A 17,649-nucleotide genomic window follows, 5' to 3' on the forward strand; every position below is an offset into this window, starting at 1 on the left:
TAGAAGTGAAATCGAGTAGGACGGAGCACGAGAAACTTTGTCTGAATATGGGGGGACCATCCTCCAAGGCTAAATACTACTGACTGACCGATAGTGAACCAGTACCGTGAGGGAAAGGCGAAAAGAACCCCGGAGAGGGGAGTGAAATAGAACCTGAAACCGTATGCGTACAAGCAGTGGGAGCCCACTTTGTTGGGTGACTGCGTACCTTTTGTATAATGGGTCAGCGACTTATTTTCAGTGGCGAGCTTAACCGAATAGGGGAGGCGTAGCGAAAGCGAGTCTTAATAGGGCGTCTAGTCGCTGGGAATAGACCCGAAACCGGGCGATCTATCCATGGGCAGGTTGAAGGTTAGGTAACACTGACTGGAGGACCGAACCGACTACCGTTGAAAAGTTAGCGGATGACCTGTGGATCGGAGTGAAAGGCTAATCAAGCTCGGAGATAGCTGGTTCTCCTCGAAAGCTATTTAGGTAGCGCCTCATGTATCACTGTAGGGGGTAGAGCACTGTTTCGGCTAGGGGGTCATCCCGACTTACCAAACCGATGCAAACTCCGAATACCTACAAGTGCCGAGCATGGGAGACACACGGCGGGTGCTAACGTCCGTCGTGAAAAGGGAAACAACCCAGACCGTCAGCTAAGGTCCCAAAGTTATGGTTAAGTGGGAAACGATGTGGGAAGGCTTAGACAGCTAGGAGGTTGGCTTAGAAGCAGCCACCCTTTAAAGAAAGCGTAATAGCTCACTAGTCGAGTCGGCCTGCGCGGAAGATGTAACGGGGCTCAAACCATACACCGAAGCTACGGGTATCACGTAAGTGATGCGGTAGAGGAGCGTTCTGTAAGCCTGTGAAGGTGAGTTGAGAAGCTTGCTGGAGGTATCAGAAGTGCGAATGCTGACATGAGTAACGACAATGCGAGTGAAAAACTCGCACGCCGAAAGACCAAGGGTTCCTGCGCAACGTTAATCGACGCAGGGTTAGTCGGTCCCTAAGGCGAGGCTGAAGAGCGTAGTCGATGGGAAACAGGTTAATATTCCTGTACTTCTAGTTACTGCGATGGAGGGACGGAGAAGGCTAGGCCAGCTTGGCGTTGGTTGTCCAAGTTTAAGGTGGTAGGCAGAGTGCTTAGGTAAATCCGGGCGCTTAATGCTGAGAGCTGATGACGAGTCGTCTTTTAGACGATGAAGTGGTTGATGCCATGCTTCCAGGAAAAGCTTCTAAGCTTCAGGTAACTAGGAACCGTACCCCAAACCGACACAGGTGGTTGGGTAGAGAATACCAAGGCGCTTGAGAGAACTCGGGTGAAGGAACTAGGCAAAATGGCACCGTAACTTCGGGAGAAGGTGCGCCGGTGAGGGTGAAGGACTTGCTCCGTAAGCCCATGCCGGTCGAAGATACCAGGCCGCTGCGACTGTTTATTAAAAACACAGCACTCTGCAAACACGAAAGTGGACGTATAGGGTGTGACGCCTGCCCGGTGCCGGAAGGTTAATTGATGGGGTTAGCGCAAGCGAAGCTCTTGATCGAAGCCCCGGTAAACGGCGGCCGTAACTATAACGGTCCTAAGGTAGCGAAATTCCTTGTCGGGTAAGTTCCGACCTGCACGAATGGCGTAACGATGGCGGCGCTGTCTCCACCCGAGACTCAGTGAAATTGAAATCGCTGTGAAGATGCAGTGTATCCGCGGCTAGACGGAAAGACCCCGTGAACCTTTACTGTAGCTTTGCACTGGACTTTGAGCCTGCTTGTGTAGGATAGGTGGGAGGCTTTGAAGCGTGGACGCCAGTCTGCGTGGAGCCATCCTTGAAATACCACCCTGGCATGCTTGAGGTTCTAACTCTGGTCCGTCATCCGGATCGAGGACAGTGTATGGTGGGCAGTTTGACTGGGGCGGTCTCCTCCTAAAGAGTAACGGAGGAGTACGAAGGTGCGCTCAGACCGGTCGGAAATCGGTCGTAGAGTATAAAGGCAAAAGCGCGCTTGACTGCGAGACAGACACGTCGAGCAGGTACGAAAGTAGGTCTTAGTGATCCGGTGGTTCTGTATGGAAGGGCCATCGCTCAACGGATAAAAGGTACTCCGGGGATAACAGGCTGATACCGCCCAAGAGTTCATATCGACGGCGGTGTTTGGCACCTCGATGTCGGCTCATCACATCCTGGGGCTGAAGCCGGTCCCAAGGGTATGGCTGTTCGCCATTTAAAGTGGTACGCGAGCTGGGTTTAGAACGTCGTGAGACAGTTCGGTCCCTATCTGCCGTGGACGTTTGAGATTTGAGAGGGGCTGCTCCTAGTACGAGAGGACCGGAGTGGACGAACCTCTGGTGTTCCGGTTGTCACGCCAGTGGCATTGCCGGGTAGCTACGTTCGGAAGAGATAACCGCTGAAAGCATCTAAGCGGGAAACTCGCCTCAAGATGAGATCTCACTGGGATCTTGAATCCCCTAAAGGGCCGTCGAAGACTACGACGTTGATAGGTTGGGTGTGTAAGCGCTGTGAGGCGTTGAGCTAACCAATACTAATTGCCCGTGAGGCTTGACCATATAACACCCAAACAATCTGACGATTGTTGTTATAAGGTGAAGTCGACTTAGCCGAAAATTGGCCAGAACTTGCAAAGCCTTATCACATACCCATTCGGGGTCGCGTCCTAGACGATACCCCAACCGAATTGCTTGACGACCATAGAGCGTTGGAACCACCTGATCCCATCCCGAACTCAGTAGTGAAACGATGCATCGCCGATGGTAGTGTGGAGTTTCTCCATGTGAGAGTAGGTCATCGTCAAGCACCTATACCAAACCCCCGATCTTCGCAAGAAGGTCGGGGGTTTGACTTTGCGCCTAAGAAAAATAGGCCGGGCGATGTGAGGTGTCTGCGGCGCTGGCTTGGAACAACCCTTGATCCAGCCAGGTGCACCGGCAACGGCTCGCCAGGGCGGGCTGTAGGGGCGACTTCAGTCGCCAGGCAGACCGTAGGGCTGCTATTTCAATGGACCCACATGGTTAACCTTGGAGCAGCCCCCGAACTGAAGTCCGGGCTACGTCCAGGCTGTATAGCCAGTGTGATCGACAGGAACTGCGCGCAACAAAAAGGCCACCCTCGGGTGGCCTTTTGCATTTATGCAGCAGAAGAGTCAGTCGCCCCGATACTCGCAGCCACTGGTGCAGGTCTCATGGATGCGCACCCGGGAGAGCTCCGGAAGCAGCGGCTTGAGCTGTTGCCAGATCCACTTGGCGAGCACTTCGCTGGTGGGGTTCTCCAACCCAGGGATGTCGTTCAGGTAGTTGTGATCGAGCTGCTCATAGAGCGGCTTGAAGATCGCCTTGATCTCCGAGAAATCGCGTATCCAGCCGGTATAGGGATCGACTTCGCCTTCGATGTAGATGGCGACGCGGAAGGAGTGGCCGTGCAGTCGCCCGCACTTGTGGCCGGCGGGGACATGGGGGAGGCGGTGAGCCGCCTCGAAGATGAATTCCTTGAACAGTTCCACGAATGACGCTCTGAAGATGACGGCCCGGTACCGGCCTGGAAGGGGCGGGAGTTTATCAGTTCCCCCCGCCCTTTACCGCTGACCGGACGAGCCGCCCTGTCACTTGATGCCCAGGCGTTTGGCCAGTCGCAGCAGGTTGGCGCGATCCAGCCCCAGCTCCCTGGCCGCTGCCGCCCAGTTGCCCTCATTGCGTTCCAGTGCCGCGGTCACCAGGCGCTGTTGATAATGATCCACTGCCGTACGCAGATCGCCGATCGAGACTGGCTGCTCTTCCTCGATCGCCTCATCCGCCTGAACGTGGGCCCCTGCTCGCGGTAAAGCCAGGTCTGCCGCCGTCAGGGTCAGGATCCTTGGCCTATCCGGCTGCGCCACCCTTGCCTTGAGCCCGGCCCGTCCGATCAGGTGTTCCAGCTCACGCACGTTCCCGGGCCAGTCGTAGCCGAGGAGGGCGGCTTGCGCATCCTGGCTCAGCCTCAGGCTGCGCAGCCCCAGCTGGGCACGGTTGTTCTCGAGGAAATAGCCCGCAAGCAGCAGTACATCGCGGCCCCGATCGCGCAATGGCGGCACGCGCATGGGATAGACGCTGAGACGGTGATAGAGGTCGGCGCGGAAGCGGCCATGGCGCACCTCCTCGGCCAGGTCCCGGTTGGTGGCGGCGATCACCCGAACATTGACCCGATGCTCCCGATCCGATCCCACCCGTTGCAACTGGCCGCTCTGCAATACCCGCAGCAGCTTGGCCTGGATCGCCAGAGGCAGCTCGCCCACTTCATCCAGGAACAGGCTGCCGCCATCGGCCAGCTCGAACTTGCCACGCCTGTCACCCACGGCGCCGGAGAAGGCGCCACGCACATGGCCGAACAGCTCGCTCTCCACCAGGGTATCCGGCAGTGCCGCGCAGTTGAGGCTGATGAGTGGTTGGTTGCTGCGAGGAGACCTGGCATGGATCGCCTGGGCCACCAGCTCCTTGCCAACGCCCGTCTCACCGCTGATCAGCACCGTCAGCTCGCTGCCACCGACCACGGCGATCTCTTCCACCAGCGCCTTGTGTGCGGCACTCTGGCCGATCATTTCCTGCGGCCGCGCCTGCCCGGCGGCCTGGCGATAGACCTCCGCACGCTGCTGTTCATCCGCCGCCAGGCGCTCCAGGCCATGCATGCGCTCGGCGGCCTTCACCGTCGCCGCCGCCAGTACGGCGAAGTTCTCCAGGGTCTGCAGGTCCTCGCTGGAGAAGCGCGCCGGGTTCAGCGCGTCCAGCGTCAGCAGGCCCCAGGGGCGATCATCGAGGAACAGCGGGCAGCCCAGGCAGTCGTGCACTTCCAGGTGCTCAAGATGCCCATCCACCAGGCCGTCATACGGGTCGGGCAGATCGCAGTCGGCAGGGAAGCGCGTCGGTCCGCGATTCTCCAGGAGTGCCCGTAGGCGTGGGTGCTCGCTGACCTTGAAGCGCCGCCCCAAGGTGTCCGCGCTCAAGCCGTCCACCGCAAGGGGTACCAGTTGCTCGCCTTCCAGTCGCAGCAGCGCGGTCGCGTCGCATGGCAGCAGATCCCGCAGCGCGCCGAGAAGGCGGCGATAGCGCTCCGGCTCCGGTAGATCGCGGGACAGGTCAGTGACCAGCGGGATGAGCGTCTGCAGCAAAGAGGGAGTTGTCATATTGACTTCTTGATGTCGGATTGACTCGGATAGGATTGTAGTCAGAAAAACTCTTTAACTAATAAGTTACTGATTTATAAGAAATAAAAATGTGGCACGAGAAATGAAATACCCAGGACGAGATCCAGGCCACCTAGAAAACGGAGTCCAACCATGCTGTCCAGCCAAGTGCGTGCCATCGTCAAGTCCACCGTCCCCCTGCTGGAGACGGGCGGCGAAGCCCTGACCACCCATTTCTACAAGATGATGCTCACCGAGTACCCGCAGGTCCGCCCGCTGTTCAACCAGGCCCACCAGGCCAGCGGCGACCAGGCCCGCGCCCTCGCCAACGGCGTGCTGATGTACGCCCGCCACATCGACCAGCTCGAGGTCCTGGGCCCGCTGGTCAGCCGCATCGTCGCCAAGCACGTCGCCTTGCAGATCCTTCCCGAGCACTACCCGATCGTGGGGGACTGCCTGCTGCGCTCCATCCGCGAGGTCCTGGGCGAGGACATCGCAACGGACGAGGTCATCGACGCCTGGGCCCAGGCCTATGAGCTGCTGGCTGGCCTGCTGATCGGCTCGGAAGAGGAGGTCTACGCCGCCAGTGCCGAGGCCCCCGGCGGCTGGCGCGGCGCACGTGGCTTCATCGTCGAGCGCAAGGTCGCGGAAAGCGAGGAGATCACCTCCTTCCACCTGGTGCCTGAAGATGGCGGCGCGGTGCTTGACTTCGCCCCCGGCCAGTTCATCGGCCTGCGCCTGGACATCGATGGCGAGGAGGCACGCCGCAACTACTCCCTCTCCGCAGCCGCCAACGGCCGCTCCTACCGCATCAGTGTCAAACGCGAGCCAGGCGGCAAGGTTTCCAACTTCCTCCACGATCGCGTCGGCGAAGGCGACCGTATCGAACTGTTCGCGCCGGCCGGCGACTTCATCCTGCGCCCCGGGAGGAAGCCCCTGGTGCTGATCACCGCCGGCGTCGGTATCACCCCTGCGCTGGCCATGCTCGAAGTGGCGCAACACAGCGATCGGCCGATCCACTTCATCCACTGCGCGCGCAACGGCGCGGTCCACGCCTTCCGTGACTGGGTGGAGAACATCGCCGCCCAGCGCCAGAACTTCCGTCACTTCGTCTGCTACAGCGAGCCGTCCCAAAGCGATCGTGCCGACGCCACCGGCTTCCTCACCCTCGAGCGCCTGTCGGGCTGGCTACCCGCCGAGCGCGACCTGGACGCCTACTTCCTCGGGCCCAAGCCCTTCATGGCCCAGGTGAAGAAGCACCTGAAGACCCTGGGCGTACCCGACGGGCAATGCCACTACGAGTTCTTCGGCCCTGCCAGCGCCCTGGACAGCTGATCGACCCCGCCCGGCGCTCACGAGGCGCCGGGCCTTGAACGAGGAAACCACCATGACCTTCTTCAACTCCCCCGATGCTCTTCTGCGCTTCGCCAACCAGGTGCTCTGGATTGGCCTGGTCATGCTGCTGGTCGGCATCCTCTGCGGCTATCTGCTCGACCAGTTCTTCGGGCTGCTGCCGCTGATCGCCTTCCACGGTATGGTCATCTTCGGGCCGACCCTGCTGAAGCTCGGCTATGTCATGCGCCTCACCGCCCAATACCAGCTGCGCAAGGAGGCGCTCCATGCAGTTGCGTGACCGTAAACGGGAACTGGCCATCGCGCCGCTCTGGCGCCTTGGCTTCCGCCCCTTCTTCCTGGCTGGCGGGCTCTTCGCGCTGATCGCCATGGCGTTCTGGATCGTGGCGCTGACCGGCCACCTCGGCGCCTGGCAACCGGCTGGTGGCTGGCTGGCCTGGCATCGTCACGAAATGCCTTTCGGCTTCGGCATCGCCATCATCGCCGGCTTCCTGCTCACTGCCGTGCAGAACTGGACGGGCAGGGCCGGGCTCTCCGGGCGCCCGTTGATGTGGCTCGCAGCCCTCTGGCTCGCCGCGCGCCTGGCCTGGTTGCTGAAGGCACCGCTGCTCGTGCTGATTCCCCTGCAGGTCGCCTTCCTGCCGCTGCTAGCCTTCGTCATCGGCCGCAGCCTCTGGCAGGTGCGCCAGCGCAACAACTATCCCGTGGTGGCCGTGCTGCTCCTGCTCGGCAGTGCCGATGCCCTGGTGCTGGCCGGCCTGGCACGGGGCGAGGAGGGTATGCAACGCCAGGGCGTGCTCGCGGCGATGTGGTTGATCGCGGCACTGATGGGCCTGATCGGCGGGCGGGTGATTCCCTTCTTCACCCAGCGCGGGCTGGGGCGTACCCAGCAGGTGAAGGCCGTGCCCTGGCTGGACCGCGCCACCCTCGGTTGCGCGTTGCTGGTGGCGGTGCTGACCGCATCGGGCGTTGCCCTGGAAGCCAGAGCCTGGATCGCGTTGCCATTCGCCTGCCTGGCCCTGGGCAACGCCGTTCGCCTGGCGCGCTGGTACGACGCGGGCATCTGGCGCGTGCCGCTGCTCTGGTCTTTGCACCTGGCTTTCGCCTGGCTGGTGGTGGCGCCCCTCGGCCAGGCGCTCTGGCACCTGGGGCTCACGGGCAACCCGAGCCTGCCGTTGCATGCGCTGGCGGTCGGGGCGATGGGCGGGTTGATCCTGGCGATGCTGGCCCGCGTCAGCCTGGGCCACACGGGCCGGCCGCTGTCGCCGCCGAAGACGATGGGCATCGCCTTCGCACTGGTCAACTGCGGAGCGCTGGCGCGGGTGTTCCTGCCGGGGCTGCTGCCCAGCGTGGCGCTACCCCTGGCGGGCGTCTGCTGGCTGGGCGCCTTTGCGCTGTTCCTCGGGCACTACGCGCCGATGTTCTGCCATGCGCGGGTCGACGGCCAGCCTGGTTGAGGTTCAGGGCCGGGCGGAGCGCAGGCGCGCCAGCTCGGCCTTCAGCCATTCCGCGGAGAGCTGTTCCTGGCCGTTGCAGCGCACCTTGTAGGGCTTGCCGCTCATGCTGCTCTCGGTGGCGGCGCGGGCGATGAAGTCCTCGCTGGAATCGACCAGGCCCTTCTTCTCCAGGTAGTCGAGCTTCTTCTGCAGGTGATCGCGGGCTTCGGTCGCCGGGTACTCACTGCCGTTGCGGATGAACAGGCAGCCACTCGACGCCACGAACCTCAGCAGCCCCAGGATCTCCTGCTGGCTGCGTGCGTCCGGCGCCGCCTGGCTCGGGTTCATCGCAAGCAACAAGCAACTGGCGCAGATGGCCTGCCAGGTAACGGTGAAAACGCGCATCTTCCCAATACTCCATATGGCTCAGGGGGGTGTGCCGCTTGTACCAGGGGCCGACCGGCATGGCCCGGTCCTCCTGCACGACGGCGGTGTAGTTCTGCAGGGGCCGCAGCGGGTAGCCGAGTGGGTCCGCCGGGGCGTAGACGTTCAGCCAGCGCGCCTGTTCGCGCACCCGCTCCTCCAGGCAGTGGCCGGGGAAGCGGATGGGCTGGACGGGGTCGTAGGCGAAGGTGAACAGCGGGATGTTGCAGCCGAAGGTGACCAGCCCGGCGAGGGTCTCCAGCGCGATGAAGGGGTCGCGCGGGCAGCTCGGGGTGTCGTTGAGTTTCTGCTGGTCCCAGACGAAGTTGGAGAAGATGTGCCCGCCCAGGGAGTGCGCGAGCACCACCAGCGGCGTATTCGGGCCGACCCGGGCGCGCAGGGCGTTGAGGCCGTTGCGCAGGCACTGGTGCACTTCTTCATAGGTGGTGTCGTAGGCCTGGCTGACCTTGCGGTAGCCGCTGGCGTCGCCGAGGAACAGCGTCACCGCCTCGCGCAACCTGCGCCAGGTAACCGGTTCGCGCTCCAGGCGGTCCAGGTAGGCCTGCTCGCGCTTGTCCAGCACGCTGGCCCAGTAGAGGCTCTGGAAGGCGATCTGCTCGGCGTCGCTGCCCAGGCGCTTGCGCAAGCCGCGGATCAGGCCCTGGGCGAAGCTGTGCTGGCCGTCGTCGTCGCGCAGGTCCTGCTGGTTGCCAATGCCATGGATGATGGCGACGGCGAGCTTCATCGGTTCTCTCCCTGAATCGTCGCGCGGCAGCCTACCCCGAGGCAGGCCGCGCGGCAATCGGGCCGATCAGAGCGGCTGCAGGCGTTCGGCCAGGCGGCCGCCATCCACCAATTCGAGGAATTCGTCACCGAGGCGCTGGCTCTCGCTCATCGCCTTGCGCCAGTAGCGCTCGCGGCCGGCGTCGTCACCCAGGTAGCGGGTGAAGTCCTTGCGGTCCGGCAGCTTGCCGTGGGGCAGGGTGGCCAGGTACTCCCGCGAGGGGGCGAGCAGCAGCACGTCCTGCAGGCGCACTGCATCGCCACGTCGCCAGGGCAGGCCCTTGTCGAACCAGCCGGGGATCACCTTGTCGGTGAAGTGCGGGTAGAGCACCACGCCGTCGCCGCTGTAGGGCAGGTCGAGGTGGTAGTCGAGCAGGCCGCCGTCGCGGTAGGTGCCGGGGCCGGCGCCCGGGATGTCGCGCACGCCTTCCATCACCATGGGGATGGAACCGGAGGCCAGCAGGGCGTGGCGGAGGTTGCCGGCGTCCAGGGCCAGGCAGCGCGAGGGGAAGTCTTCCAGCGCGGCCAGGGGCGGGGCCAGGCGGCTGTCATGCAGGATCACCCGCTCGAAGTGCCGGGCCAGGCGCGGGCGCCCCAGCAGGTTGGAGCCGATCACCGAGCCCAGGCCGAGCCCCAGCGCACCACGGCGGTCATGGGCGAGCAGGCCATGGCTCTTCACCACCACCACGTTGAGGCGATAGTGCGGGTTGCTCAGCACATGGGCGTCCTGGCCTTCCAGCAAGTGGTCGAGCATCTGCGCGCAGAGGCGGCTGACCTCGGCCATGGTCACGCCCTTGGGGAAGCGTTGCGCGGTGTACAGCTCGCCCAGGCGGCTGATGCCCTTGGCGGCGTCCGGCAGGCAGGCGCTGGCGAAGCGCCAGGAGCCGATGGAGGCGCCGATCAGCGAGCGCTCCTGGGGCGCGCGGGGCAGCCAGTCGCCGAACAGCGCCAGGTCCAGGCCCTGGATGCCCAGCGCCTTGGGGCCGCCGGCGGCGCCGGGGAGGATCTTCACGTCGGCCGGCTGCAGGCCGCGCTCGCGGATGCGTGCCAGGGCACGGCTGCCGGCGCGCAGGGTGAGGGCGGGCGACTTGATGTGGATGGCGCTCATGGGGGCCTCCGAAAAAAGCGAGGCAGCGATTATAGTGGCCCGCGCCGCCAGTCCAAGCGCCTTCATCCTGTGAATGATGCATCCATGTCGAGGCCGGGGAGTGATTGGCGGGACCCGGGGTATCGATGGCACCGACCGGAGCGGCCGGAAATTCAGCTTGAGTTAATTGGCCTTCGCTAAGGTGTACCCATCCAAGACAGATATCCCCCACAAGGAGATGCACCATGAAAAAACTCACTGCCCTGTTCGCCGTCGCCACCCTCGCTGCCACCGCCGGTATCGCCCAGGCCCGTGACCTCGGCCCGGACGAAGCCCTGAAGCTGCGTGACGCCGGCACCATCCAGTCGTTCGAGAAGCTCAACGCCGCCGCCATCGCCAAGCACCCCGGCTCCACCGTCAACGAGACCGAGCTGGAAGAGGAATACGGCCGCTACATCTACCAGGTCGAACTGCGTGATCCCCAGGGCGTGCAGTGGGACCTGGAGCTGGACGCCACCAATGGCCAGATACTCAAGGATCACCAGGACGACTGATGCGACTGATCATGCGCTACAGCGGCATCCTCGCCCTGGTCCTGGCGGTCTTCGCCCTCGAGGCGGTGGCCCGTGACCTGGACCAGGACGAAGCCCTGAAGCTCCGCGAGGAAGGGGTGATCATGCCCCTCGAACAACTGCTGCACCGGGCCCTGGGGTTGTACCCCGGGGCTCGCCTGCTGGAGGCGGAGCTGGAAGAGGAAGACGATGTCTATGTCTACGAAGTCGAACTGCTGACCACCGAAGGCGTGGTGCGGGAGCTGGAACTGGACGCCCGCGACGGGCGCATCCTGAAGGACGAGGAGGATGACTGATGCGCCTGCTGCTGGTTGAGGATCATGTGCCTCTGGCGGACGAGCTGCTGGCCGGGCTCGGCCGCCAGGGCTACGCCGTGGACTGGCTGGCCGACGGCCGCGATGCCGCCCACCAGGGCGCCAGCGAACCCTATGACCTGATCGTGCTGGACCTCGGCCTGCCCGGTCGCCCGGGCCTCGACGTGCTGCGCGAATGGCGGGCGGGCGGGCTGGCGACGCCTGTGCTGATCCTCACCGCGAGGGATTCCTGGGCCGAGCGCATCGAGGGCCTCAAGGCCGGTGCCGACGACTACCTGACCAAACCCTTCCACCCGGAGGAACTGGCCCTGCGCATCCAGTCGCTGCTGCGCCGCGCCCGGGGCCTGGCCAACCAGCCACACCTCGAAGCGGCTGGCCTGCAGCTGGACGAAGGCCGCCAATGCGTCACCCGTGGCGGGGAGGAAGTGGACCTGACCGCCGCCGAGTTCCGCCTCCTGCGCTACTTCATGCTCCACCCGGGCCAGCTGCTGTCCAAGAGCCACCTGGCCGAGCACCTCTATGACGGGGAGACCGAGCGCGACTCCAACGTCATCGAGGTTCACGTCAACCACCTGCGGCGTAAGCTCGGGCGCAGCGTGATCGAGACCCGCCGTGGCCAGGGCTACCGCTTCACCGGTGCCACCGAGTGAGGTCCATCCAGCGGCAGCTCAGCATCGGCCTGGTGACCCTGTTGCTGGTGGTCGGGCTCTTGCTCGCCCAGGTGAGCCTGTGGCTGTTCGATGACGGCCTGCGCCGCCACCTCGAGGGCAACCTGCGCAGCGAGGCGGAAAGCCTGCTGGCCGCCCTGGTGCGCGGCCCGAAGGGCATCCAGCTGGACGAGCAGAAGCTCAACCCGGCGCATCAGCAGCCCTATTCGGGGCGCTATTTCCTGATCCGTATCGATGACACCCCCTGGCGCTCCCGCTCCCTGTGGGACGCCGAGTTCGCCATGCCCGAGCGCCCGGGCCTGACCGCCGAGCTGCTGCCCGGGCCCAACGACCAGCAGTTGCTCACCTACCGGGGCGACTACCGCCGCTTCGGCCGCCAGGTGAGCATTGCCGTGGCCCAGGACTACACGCCGGTACTGGACAGCTTCCGCCGCGTGCAGTGGACCGGCGTCGCCCTGGGTGTCGCCGCACTCCTGCTGGTGCTCGCCCTGCAGCGCTACACGGTGCGCCGTGCGCTGCGCCCGCTGGAACGGGTGCGTCGGCAGATCGCCCAGCTGCAGCAGGGCCAGCGCAGCGAGCTGGATGCCCGCGTGCCCCTGGAACTGGAGCCGCTGGTGGGCCAGATCAACCACCTGCTGGCCCATACCGAAGACACCCTGCGCCGCTCGCGCAATGCCCTGGGCAACCTCGGCCACGCACTGAAGACGCCCCTGGCGGTGCTGGTCAGCCTGGAGTCCCGCGACGAGCTGCGTGAGCACCCGGAGCTGCGCGCCGCCCTGGCCGAGCAACTGGAGCAGATCCAGCAGCGCCTGGCTCGCGAGCTGGGCCGCGCGCGCCTGGCCGGCGAAGCCTTGCCAGGGGCGCATTTCGATTGCGATGCGGAGTTGCCGGGGCTGTTCAACACCCTGTCGATGATCCATGACAGCGGGCTCGACCTGGACTGGGATGTCGCCCCCGGCCTGCGCCTGCCCTGGGATCGCGAGGACCTGCTGGAGCTGTTGGGCAACCTGCTGGACAACGCCTGCAAGTGGGCGGAAACCCAGGTGCTGCTGTCCATCTCCCTGCAGGCCGGCGGTTATCGCCTGAGCGTCGACGACGACGGCCCCGGCATCGCCGAGGAGCAGCGCGAGACGGTGCTCGACCGGGGCTCGCGGCTGGACGAGCAGGTTGCCGGCCATGGCCTGGGCCTGGGCATCGTGCGGGACATCGTCGACGCCTGGGGCGGCCGCCTCAGCCTGGACAGCAGCCCCCTCGGCGGCCTGCGGGTGCGCATCGACCTGCCCGTGCCTCGCCGTTGACGGCGCACAGTGCGGTTGGTATCAGGCCTGTCTAGTCTGAAGGCAACCCAACTAGGACCCGCCCCATGCATGCATTCGATGCTCCCCATCCGCCGCACCTGGCCCGGCTGCTCGGCTACGCCGGGCTGGTGCCCTTCGTCACCGGTGCACTCGGTATCTGGCTGACCCCGATCGGTTGGCGCCCCCTGGTACTGGCGGCGTTGCTGGACTACGCCGCCGTCATCCTCGCGTTCATGGGCGCCATTCACTGGGGGCTGGCCATGCGCGCCGGCCAGGAGGACACCCGCGCGCGCCTGCAACTGGGCCTTTCGGTGATTCCCGCATTGTTCGGCTGGGTCGCCATCGCCGCCGGGCTGCCCACCGGCCTGGCGGTGGCCGTGTTCATCCCGGCTTTCATCGGCCTTTACCTGGCCGACCTGCGTGCCGTGCGCCTGGGCCTTGCACCGGGCTGGTACCCGGCCCTGCGCCGGCCTCTGACCATCGGCGTCGTCACCAGCCTGCTGGTGGCCTGGGGCGGCCTGCTATTCGGCCAGCCAGGCTGACACCGTGGCCAGCGCTGCCTCGCGGCGCTCGGCCCAATTCCCCGCCACCACCACGTAGCGCTGCCCCTGTACCTTCAGCCACGCCTCGCTGGCGTGGAAGAACGCCAACCGCTCGGCCAGCGCCGGCTGGCAGCGCTGCCCATCGCCCACCCAGGGCACGCCTTCCGGGCTCAGCAGCAGGTGCAGGTCGTAGCGGCGTTCGGCCAGGGCCGTCTCCAACCAGGCCGGGCAGTCGCCGAACAGCGTGCGGCTCCACAGGATGTTGCTCAGCAGGTGGGTATCCAGCACCAGCAGCGCCGGCCGCTCGGCCCGCGCCGCGTCCTCGCGCTGCAATTGCCCACGGGCGATCAGAGGGATGTCGGCGTAGCAGGTGTCGCGCTGCTGCTCGTCGATGAACTCGCGCACGTACTCCCCCACCACCTGGCCGCCGAAGCGCGTCGCGATCTCGCCGGCCAGCCAGCTCTTGCCGCTGGATTCGGGCCCCGCCAGCACCACCACCTTCATGCCGGGCTCGCCTGCGGTTGCCGCCACTGCCGCCAGCCGTGCACGGCCAGCAGGGTGAACAGCGCGTAGAGCGCGGCGGTCAGGTACAGCGCCTTGCTGAGGAACAGGCCGACGAAGATCACGTCCACCACTATCCACAGTGCCCAGCATTCCAGGCGCTTCTGCGCCATCCACACCTGGGCCACCAGGCTGAAGGCGGTGAGGGCGGCGTCCAGCCAGGGCGCGGCGGCGTCGGTGTGGGTGGCCATCAGGTAGCCCAGGCTCAGGCTGCCGGCGGTGCCCAGCGCCAGGCCCAGCAGCAGCCCGCTGCGTACCAGGCGCGTCACCTCGCGGCCCTCGTGGCGCTCGCCGCCCCGGGTCCACTGCCACCAGCCGTAGAGCTGCAGCACGGCGTAGACCACCTGCAGCAGCATGTCGGAGTAGAGCTTCACCTCGAAGAAGATCCAGGCGTAGATCAGCACCATGGCCAGGCCGATGGGCCAGCACCAGCGGTTCTGCCGGGTGGTGAGCCAGACGGCGAGCACGCCGAGCGCGGCGGCGAAGAGTTCAAGTGGCGACACGGGCGACCCTCGTGAAAAGAGCCGCCGATTGTAGCGGCTTCAGCCGGCCCCGGGCGCCCTGGCCGCCAGGCGTTGCCGGTCCTGGCGCTCGCGCTCGGTGCCCAGGTACGGCTCGCGGGTGCCCAGCAGGTGGTCGAACCAGGGCCGCGTCACGCACCAGTTGGCGTGGGGATTGGGCCCCATGTGGTGGTCGTAGTGCCAGGGCAGGTGGCGGCGTGCCCAGTCCGGGTCCTCGTGGGAGCGGCGGTGGGTGCGGTAGTAGTTCGCCGCGCCGTACCAGAGGGTCGCGGTGAACCAGGGCGCCACCAGCCACAGCGGGCTGGCGGCCAGGCTCGCCAGCAGCAGCGCCCAGGCTTCCTTGCCCTGGGCGTGCCAGCCCAGCGGGAAGCGCTCGTAGCAGGGGTCGCGGAAGGCGTGGCGGCGGGCGTTGCCGTGGTGTTCGTGGAAATGGAAGCTCCAGAAGCGCCCGCGCACCCGGCCCAGGCCGTGGAGCACGTACTTGTGGAAGAACCATTCGATGAAGTTGGCCAGGAGCAGGCCGGCGATGATGCTCAGCGGGGCTTCGAGGTACCAGGGCATGGCAACGGAATCCTTGGCGGGTCGTGATCCGACTCTAGCCAGGAGGAGGGCGCCCGGTCTTGTCCGTGCTGCCCGGTTCGCCGGGCATCCGGGACAAGCCTCAGCAGACCAGGCTGTCGGCCTGGCGGTAGAGCATCAGCAGCTTGCGGGTGATGCTCTGCTGGATGTCGTCGCGCTCGAAGGTGGAGAGGCGTGGCAGCTTGTGCACCTGCAGGCGGTGTAGGTGGATGTAGGGCATCTGCTGGTCGAACTCGCGCAGGTCACCCTTCATCAGGATCGGCAGGAAGACGTCGCCGCGCTTGCGCTGGTTGCTGATGATCTGCGCCAGTGCCGGCTTGAAGGGCATGGTCTTGGGCTTCGGGCCGCCTTCCTCGATGCGCGTGCTGAGCAGCAACCCCGGCTTGCCGAGGACCACGCCGGGCAGCACGAAGAGGCCGGTCTTGAGCACCGCGGCGGCCTCGATCCCGTGCAGGGTGTCGTGGAAGGCGTAGGGGTTGGGTAGCACCACCATCTTGCGCCCGAGGTCGGCGGGGAAGTGCAGGCTGTAGTTGGTGTACAGCTGGCGCGTGGACTCGGAGTACACGCACAGGCGGTTCTCGAACAGACGGATGAAACGCTCGGCCAGCTCGCGACGGGCGATGCTGTCCAGGTCCCAGATCAGGTCCTGGTTCTGCTGCTGGCCGAGGTCGACCTCCTGGTGTTCCATGTTGCCCATGCCGGTCCTCAAACGCGGAATTGTCTCAGCAAGCGGTTCAACTGCTCGGCCAGTTGGCTGAGCTGCTGGCTGGCGGCGCTAGTCTGCTCTGAAGCCATCGCATTGTCATGGGCCAAGCTGGCTGCCTGGGTCACATTCTGGTTGATGTCCTCCACCACGTGGGACTGCTGCAGGGTGGCACTGGCGATGGAGGCGTTGAGCCCGGTGAGGTTGCGCAACGACTGGGCGATCTGCCCGAGGCTCTCGCCGGCCTGGCTGGCCTGCTCCACGGTCAGCTGCGAGGCGCGGCTGCTTTCGTTGATCACCTTCACCGCCGCTTCGGAGTTGCCTTGCAGGCGCTCGATCATGCCGTGGATCTCGGCGGTGGATTTCTGCGTGCGCTGGGCCAGCAGGCGCACCTCGTCGGCGACCACGGCGAAGCCGCGGCCCTGCTCGCCGGCGCGGGCGGCCTCGATGGCGGCGTTGAGCGCCAGCAGGTTGGTCTGCTCGGCGATGGAGCGGATCACTTCCAGGACGGTGCCGATCTGCGAGCTTTCCTCGGCCAGCGAGCGGATCACCTCCACGGCCTGGGCGATGGTGTCGGAGAGCTGGCCGATCTGCCGCAGGCTGGCGTCGATGTTGCTCTGGCCGAGGCGCGCCTGGTCTTCGGCGGTGCGCACTTCGCTGGCGGCGTGCTCGGCGTTCTTCGCCACGTCCTGTACGCCGTAGGTGACCTCGTTGATGGCGGTGGCCACCAGCTCCATCTGCTGGGATTGCTGCTCGCTGTGGCGCTGGCCGTTGCTGGCGATGCCGCCCAGGGAGCCGGCGGCCTGGTCCAGCGCGCCGGCAGCGTCCAGGGATTGGCGGATGACCCCGCGCAGCTTGCTGGTGAAGGCGTTGAAGTGCCCGGAAAGCGCGGTGATCTCGTCGCGACCCTGGCCATCCAGCGAGCTGGTCAGGTCACCTTCGCCGCTGGCGATGTTGGCCATGGCCGCCACCACGTCCTGCAGCGGGCGGGTGATGCTGCGGGCGATCACCACCACCAGCACCGCCATGATCAGGGCGATCACCAGGCCGATGAAGGAGGCGCGCAGGGCCTGGGACCAGAATTCCTCCTGCATGTCATCGATGTAGATGCCCGAGCCGATCACCCAGCCCCAGGGCTGGAACAGTTGCACGTAGGACACCTTGGGCACCGGGTCGCTGGCGCCCGGCTTCGGCCAGCGGTAGTCGACGAAGCCCGCGCCCTTGCCGCGGGCCACGGCCACCATGTCGTTGAACAGCGGCTTGCCATCCGGGTCCTTGTAGCCGGAGAGGTCCTGCCCCTCCAGCTTCGGGTTGGTCGGGTGCATGACCATGCGCGGGGTCAGGTCGTTGATCCAGAAGTAGTCGGTCTTGTCATAGCGCAGCGCGCGGATGGCCTGCATGGCCTGCTTCTGCGCTTCTTCGCGGGGCAGGGTGCCGGCCGCTTCCTGGGCCTGGAAGTGCTGCAGCACGCCGGCGGCGGTCTGCACCACGTGCTGGGTCTTGAGTTCCTTGCCATGCAGCAGGTCGCTGTGGATCTGCTGGAGCATCAGCATCCCGAGAACCACCAGCATCGACACCGCGACGACGAGGATCAGCCAGAGACGGCGGCTGATGGGCAGACTGCGAAGGTTCATGGTCGGGGGCTCCTGACTCGTTATTGT

At 65.3% G+C, this 17,649-nt stretch carries 18 protein-coding genes and 2 rRNA genes (1 of these 20 cut by a window edge); 10 read left to right on the plus strand and 10 right to left on the minus strand.

Annotated features, from left to right (window positions below; all coding sequences use genetic code 11):
- Positions 1 to 2,545, plus strand: a 23S ribosomal RNA gene (locus HSX14_RS11065); it begins 347 nt to the left of the window's first position.
- A gap of 131 nt (positions 2,546 to 2,676) precedes the next feature.
- Positions 2,677 to 2,792 (plus strand): 5S ribosomal RNA (gene rrf, locus HSX14_RS11070).
- 346 nt (positions 2,793 to 3,138) lie between these two features.
- Here the strand turns inward: rrf and queD are convergent.
- Positions 3,139 to 3,495 (minus strand): 6-carboxytetrahydropterin synthase QueD, encoded by a 357-nt coding sequence (gene queD, locus HSX14_RS11075; RefSeq protein ID WP_043247051.1) that lies wholly within the window; start codon positions 3,493 to 3,495, stop codon positions 3,139 to 3,141.
- A gap of 99 nt (positions 3,496 to 3,594) precedes the next feature.
- Entirely contained in the window at positions 3,595 to 5,148 is a 1,554-nt protein-coding gene (norR, locus tag HSX14_RS11080; RefSeq protein WP_173180178.1) for a nitric oxide reductase transcriptional regulator NorR, read from the minus strand.
- Between the two features lie 153 nt (positions 5,149 to 5,301).
- Here norR and hmpA point away from each other — a divergent pair, with 153 nt between their 5' ends.
- Genes hmpA through HSX14_RS11095 form a run of 3 tightly spaced genes read left to right on the plus strand, consistent with a single transcriptional unit; the run spans position 5,302 to position 7,958 of the window.
- A complete protein-coding gene (gene hmpA / locus HSX14_RS11085; protein WP_173180176.1) occupies positions 5,302 to 6,483 on the plus strand; it encodes an NO-inducible flavohemoprotein in 1,182 nt (393 codons plus the stop codon).
- 52 nt (positions 6,484 to 6,535) lie between these two features.
- Positions 6,536 to 6,781: a transmembrane sensor/regulator PpyR gene (locus tag HSX14_RS11090; protein ID WP_173180174.1), complete on the plus strand. Its 246-nt coding sequence runs from the start codon at positions 6,536 to 6,538 to the stop codon at positions 6,779 to 6,781.
- Entirely contained in the window at positions 6,768 to 7,958 is a 1,191-nt protein-coding gene (locus HSX14_RS11095; protein ID WP_173180172.1) for an NnrS family protein, read from the plus strand. The genes HSX14_RS11090 and HSX14_RS11095 overlap by 14 nt, the downstream gene beginning before the upstream one ends.
- 3 nt (positions 7,959 to 7,961) lie before the next feature.
- Here HSX14_RS11095 and HSX14_RS11100 read toward each other — a convergent pair whose 3' ends face one another.
- The 3 genes from HSX14_RS11100 to HSX14_RS11110 all read right to left on the minus strand — a co-directional run bounded on the left by HSX14_RS11100 (position 7,962) and on the right by HSX14_RS11110 (position 10,251).
- Positions 7,962 to 8,219, minus strand: a complete 258-nt coding sequence (locus HSX14_RS11100; RefSeq protein ID WP_230428045.1) for a DUF5329 family protein — start codon at positions 8,217 to 8,219, stop codon at positions 7,962 to 7,964.
- A complete protein-coding gene (locus HSX14_RS11105) occupies positions 8,179 to 9,105 on the minus strand; it encodes a hypothetical protein (protein ID WP_228723572.1) in 927 nt (308 codons plus the stop codon). Before HSX14_RS11105 ends, HSX14_RS11100 begins: the two co-directional genes overlap by 41 nt.
- A gap of 66 nt (positions 9,106 to 9,171) precedes the next feature.
- Positions 9,172 to 10,251 (minus strand): patatin-like phospholipase domain-containing protein, encoded by a 1,080-nt coding sequence (locus HSX14_RS11110; RefSeq protein WP_173180168.1) that lies wholly within the window; start codon positions 10,249 to 10,251, stop codon positions 9,172 to 9,174.
- Between the two features lie 224 nt (positions 10,252 to 10,475).
- Here HSX14_RS11110 and HSX14_RS11115 point away from each other — a divergent pair, with 224 nt between their 5' ends.
- From HSX14_RS11115 to HSX14_RS11135, 5 genes are all read left to right on the plus strand, one after another.
- The gene (locus HSX14_RS11115) at positions 10,476 to 10,784 is read left to right on the plus strand and encodes a PepSY domain-containing protein (protein ID WP_021216815.1); all 309 of its coding nucleotides are present in this window, start codon (positions 10,476 to 10,478) and stop codon (positions 10,782 to 10,784) included.
- The gene (locus HSX14_RS11120) at positions 10,784 to 11,098 is read left to right on the plus strand and encodes a PepSY domain-containing protein (RefSeq protein ID WP_173180166.1); all 315 of its coding nucleotides are present in this window, start codon (positions 10,784 to 10,786) and stop codon (positions 11,096 to 11,098) included. Before HSX14_RS11115 ends, HSX14_RS11120 begins: the two co-directional genes overlap by 1 nt.
- Complete coding sequence (locus tag HSX14_RS11125) at positions 11,098 to 11,766, plus strand: response regulator transcription factor (RefSeq protein ID WP_173180164.1); 669 nt, start codon at positions 11,098 to 11,100, stop codon at positions 11,764 to 11,766. The genes HSX14_RS11120 and HSX14_RS11125 overlap by 1 nt, the downstream gene beginning before the upstream one ends.
- On the plus strand, positions 11,763 to 13,082 hold the full coding sequence (locus HSX14_RS11130) for a sensor histidine kinase (protein ID WP_173180162.1): 1,320 nt from the start codon (positions 11,763 to 11,765) through the stop codon (positions 13,080 to 13,082). The genes HSX14_RS11125 and HSX14_RS11130 overlap by 4 nt, the downstream gene beginning before the upstream one ends.
- Positions 13,083 to 13,147: 65 nt before the next feature.
- Positions 13,148 to 13,624, plus strand: coding sequence for a DUF3429 domain-containing protein (locus HSX14_RS11135; protein WP_173180160.1), 477 nt, complete (start codon positions 13,148 to 13,150; stop codon positions 13,622 to 13,624).
- Here HSX14_RS11135 and HSX14_RS11140 read toward each other — a convergent pair.
- The 5 genes from HSX14_RS11140 to HSX14_RS11160 form a co-directional block, all read right to left on the minus strand.
- Positions 13,604 to 14,128: an AAA family ATPase gene (locus HSX14_RS11140; protein ID WP_173180158.1), complete on the minus strand. Its 525-nt coding sequence runs from the start codon at positions 14,126 to 14,128 to the stop codon at positions 13,604 to 13,606. The two genes, HSX14_RS11135 and HSX14_RS11140, sit on opposite strands and share 21 nt — an antisense overlap.
- Positions 14,125 to 14,688, minus strand: coding sequence for a nicotinamide riboside transporter PnuC (gene pnuC / locus HSX14_RS11145; protein WP_173180156.1), 564 nt, complete (start codon positions 14,686 to 14,688; stop codon positions 14,125 to 14,127). Before pnuC ends, HSX14_RS11140 begins: the two co-directional genes overlap by 4 nt.
- Positions 14,689 to 14,727: 39 nt before the next feature.
- Entirely contained in the window at positions 14,728 to 15,267 is a 540-nt protein-coding gene (locus HSX14_RS11150; RefSeq protein WP_173180154.1) for a hypothetical protein, read from the minus strand.
- Positions 15,268 to 15,367: 100 nt separating this feature from the next.
- Positions 15,368 to 15,982, minus strand: a complete 615-nt coding sequence (locus HSX14_RS11155) for a hypothetical protein (RefSeq protein ID WP_173180152.1) — start codon at positions 15,980 to 15,982, stop codon at positions 15,368 to 15,370.
- Positions 15,983 to 15,990: 8 nt separating this feature from the next.
- The gene (locus tag HSX14_RS11160) at positions 15,991 to 17,622 is read right to left on the minus strand and encodes a methyl-accepting chemotaxis protein (RefSeq protein ID WP_173180151.1); all 1,632 of its coding nucleotides are present in this window, start codon (positions 17,620 to 17,622) and stop codon (positions 15,991 to 15,993) included.
- Between the last annotated feature and the right edge of the window lie 27 nt (positions 17,623 to 17,649).

This window comes from Pseudomonas tohonis (assembly GCF_012767755.2).
Taxonomy (GTDB): Bacteria; Pseudomonadota; Gammaproteobacteria; order Pseudomonadales; family Pseudomonadaceae; genus Metapseudomonas; species Metapseudomonas tohonis.

Coding starts and splice junctions, on each gene's coding strand:
- norR (WP_173180178.1), bottom strand. CDS start 5,148: ATGACAACTCCCTCTTTGCTGCAGACGCTCATCCCGCTGGTCACTGAC.
- HSX14_RS11160 (WP_173180151.1), bottom strand. CDS start 17,622: ATGAACCTTCGCAGTCTGCCCATCAGCCGCCGTCTCTGGCTGATCCTC.
- HSX14_RS11135 (WP_173180160.1), top strand. CDS start 13,148: ATGCATGCATTCGATGCTCCCCATCCGCCGCACCTGGCCCGGCTGCTC.
- HSX14_RS11155 (WP_173180152.1), bottom strand. CDS start 15,982: ATGGGCAACATGGAACACCAGGAGGTCGACCTCGGCCAGCAGCAGAAC.
- HSX14_RS11120 (WP_173180166.1), top strand. CDS start 10,784: ATGCGACTGATCATGCGCTACAGCGGCATCCTCGCCCTGGTCCTGGCG.
- HSX14_RS11110 (WP_173180168.1), bottom strand. CDS start 10,251: ATGAGCGCCATCCACATCAAGTCGCCCGCCCTCACCCTGCGCGCCGGC.
- HSX14_RS11150 (WP_173180154.1), bottom strand. CDS start 15,267: ATGCCCTGGTACCTCGAAGCCCCGCTGAGCATCATCGCCGGCCTGCTC.
- HSX14_RS11090 (WP_173180174.1), top strand. CDS start 6,536: ATGACCTTCTTCAACTCCCCCGATGCTCTTCTGCGCTTCGCCAACCAG.
- hmpA (WP_173180176.1), top strand. CDS start 5,302: ATGCTGTCCAGCCAAGTGCGTGCCATCGTCAAGTCCACCGTCCCCCTG.
- HSX14_RS11140 (WP_173180158.1), bottom strand. CDS start 14,128: ATGAAGGTGGTGGTGCTGGCGGGGCCCGAATCCAGCGGCAAGAGCTGG.
- HSX14_RS11125 (WP_173180164.1), top strand. CDS start 11,098: ATGCGCCTGCTGCTGGTTGAGGATCATGTGCCTCTGGCGGACGAGCTG.
- HSX14_RS11105 (WP_228723572.1), bottom strand. CDS start 9,105: ATGAAGCTCGCCGTCGCCATCATCCATGGCATTGGCAACCAGCAGGAC.
- HSX14_RS11095 (WP_173180172.1), top strand. CDS start 6,768: ATGCAGTTGCGTGACCGTAAACGGGAACTGGCCATCGCGCCGCTCTGG.
- HSX14_RS11115 (WP_021216815.1), top strand. CDS start 10,476: ATGAAAAAACTCACTGCCCTGTTCGCCGTCGCCACCCTCGCTGCCACC.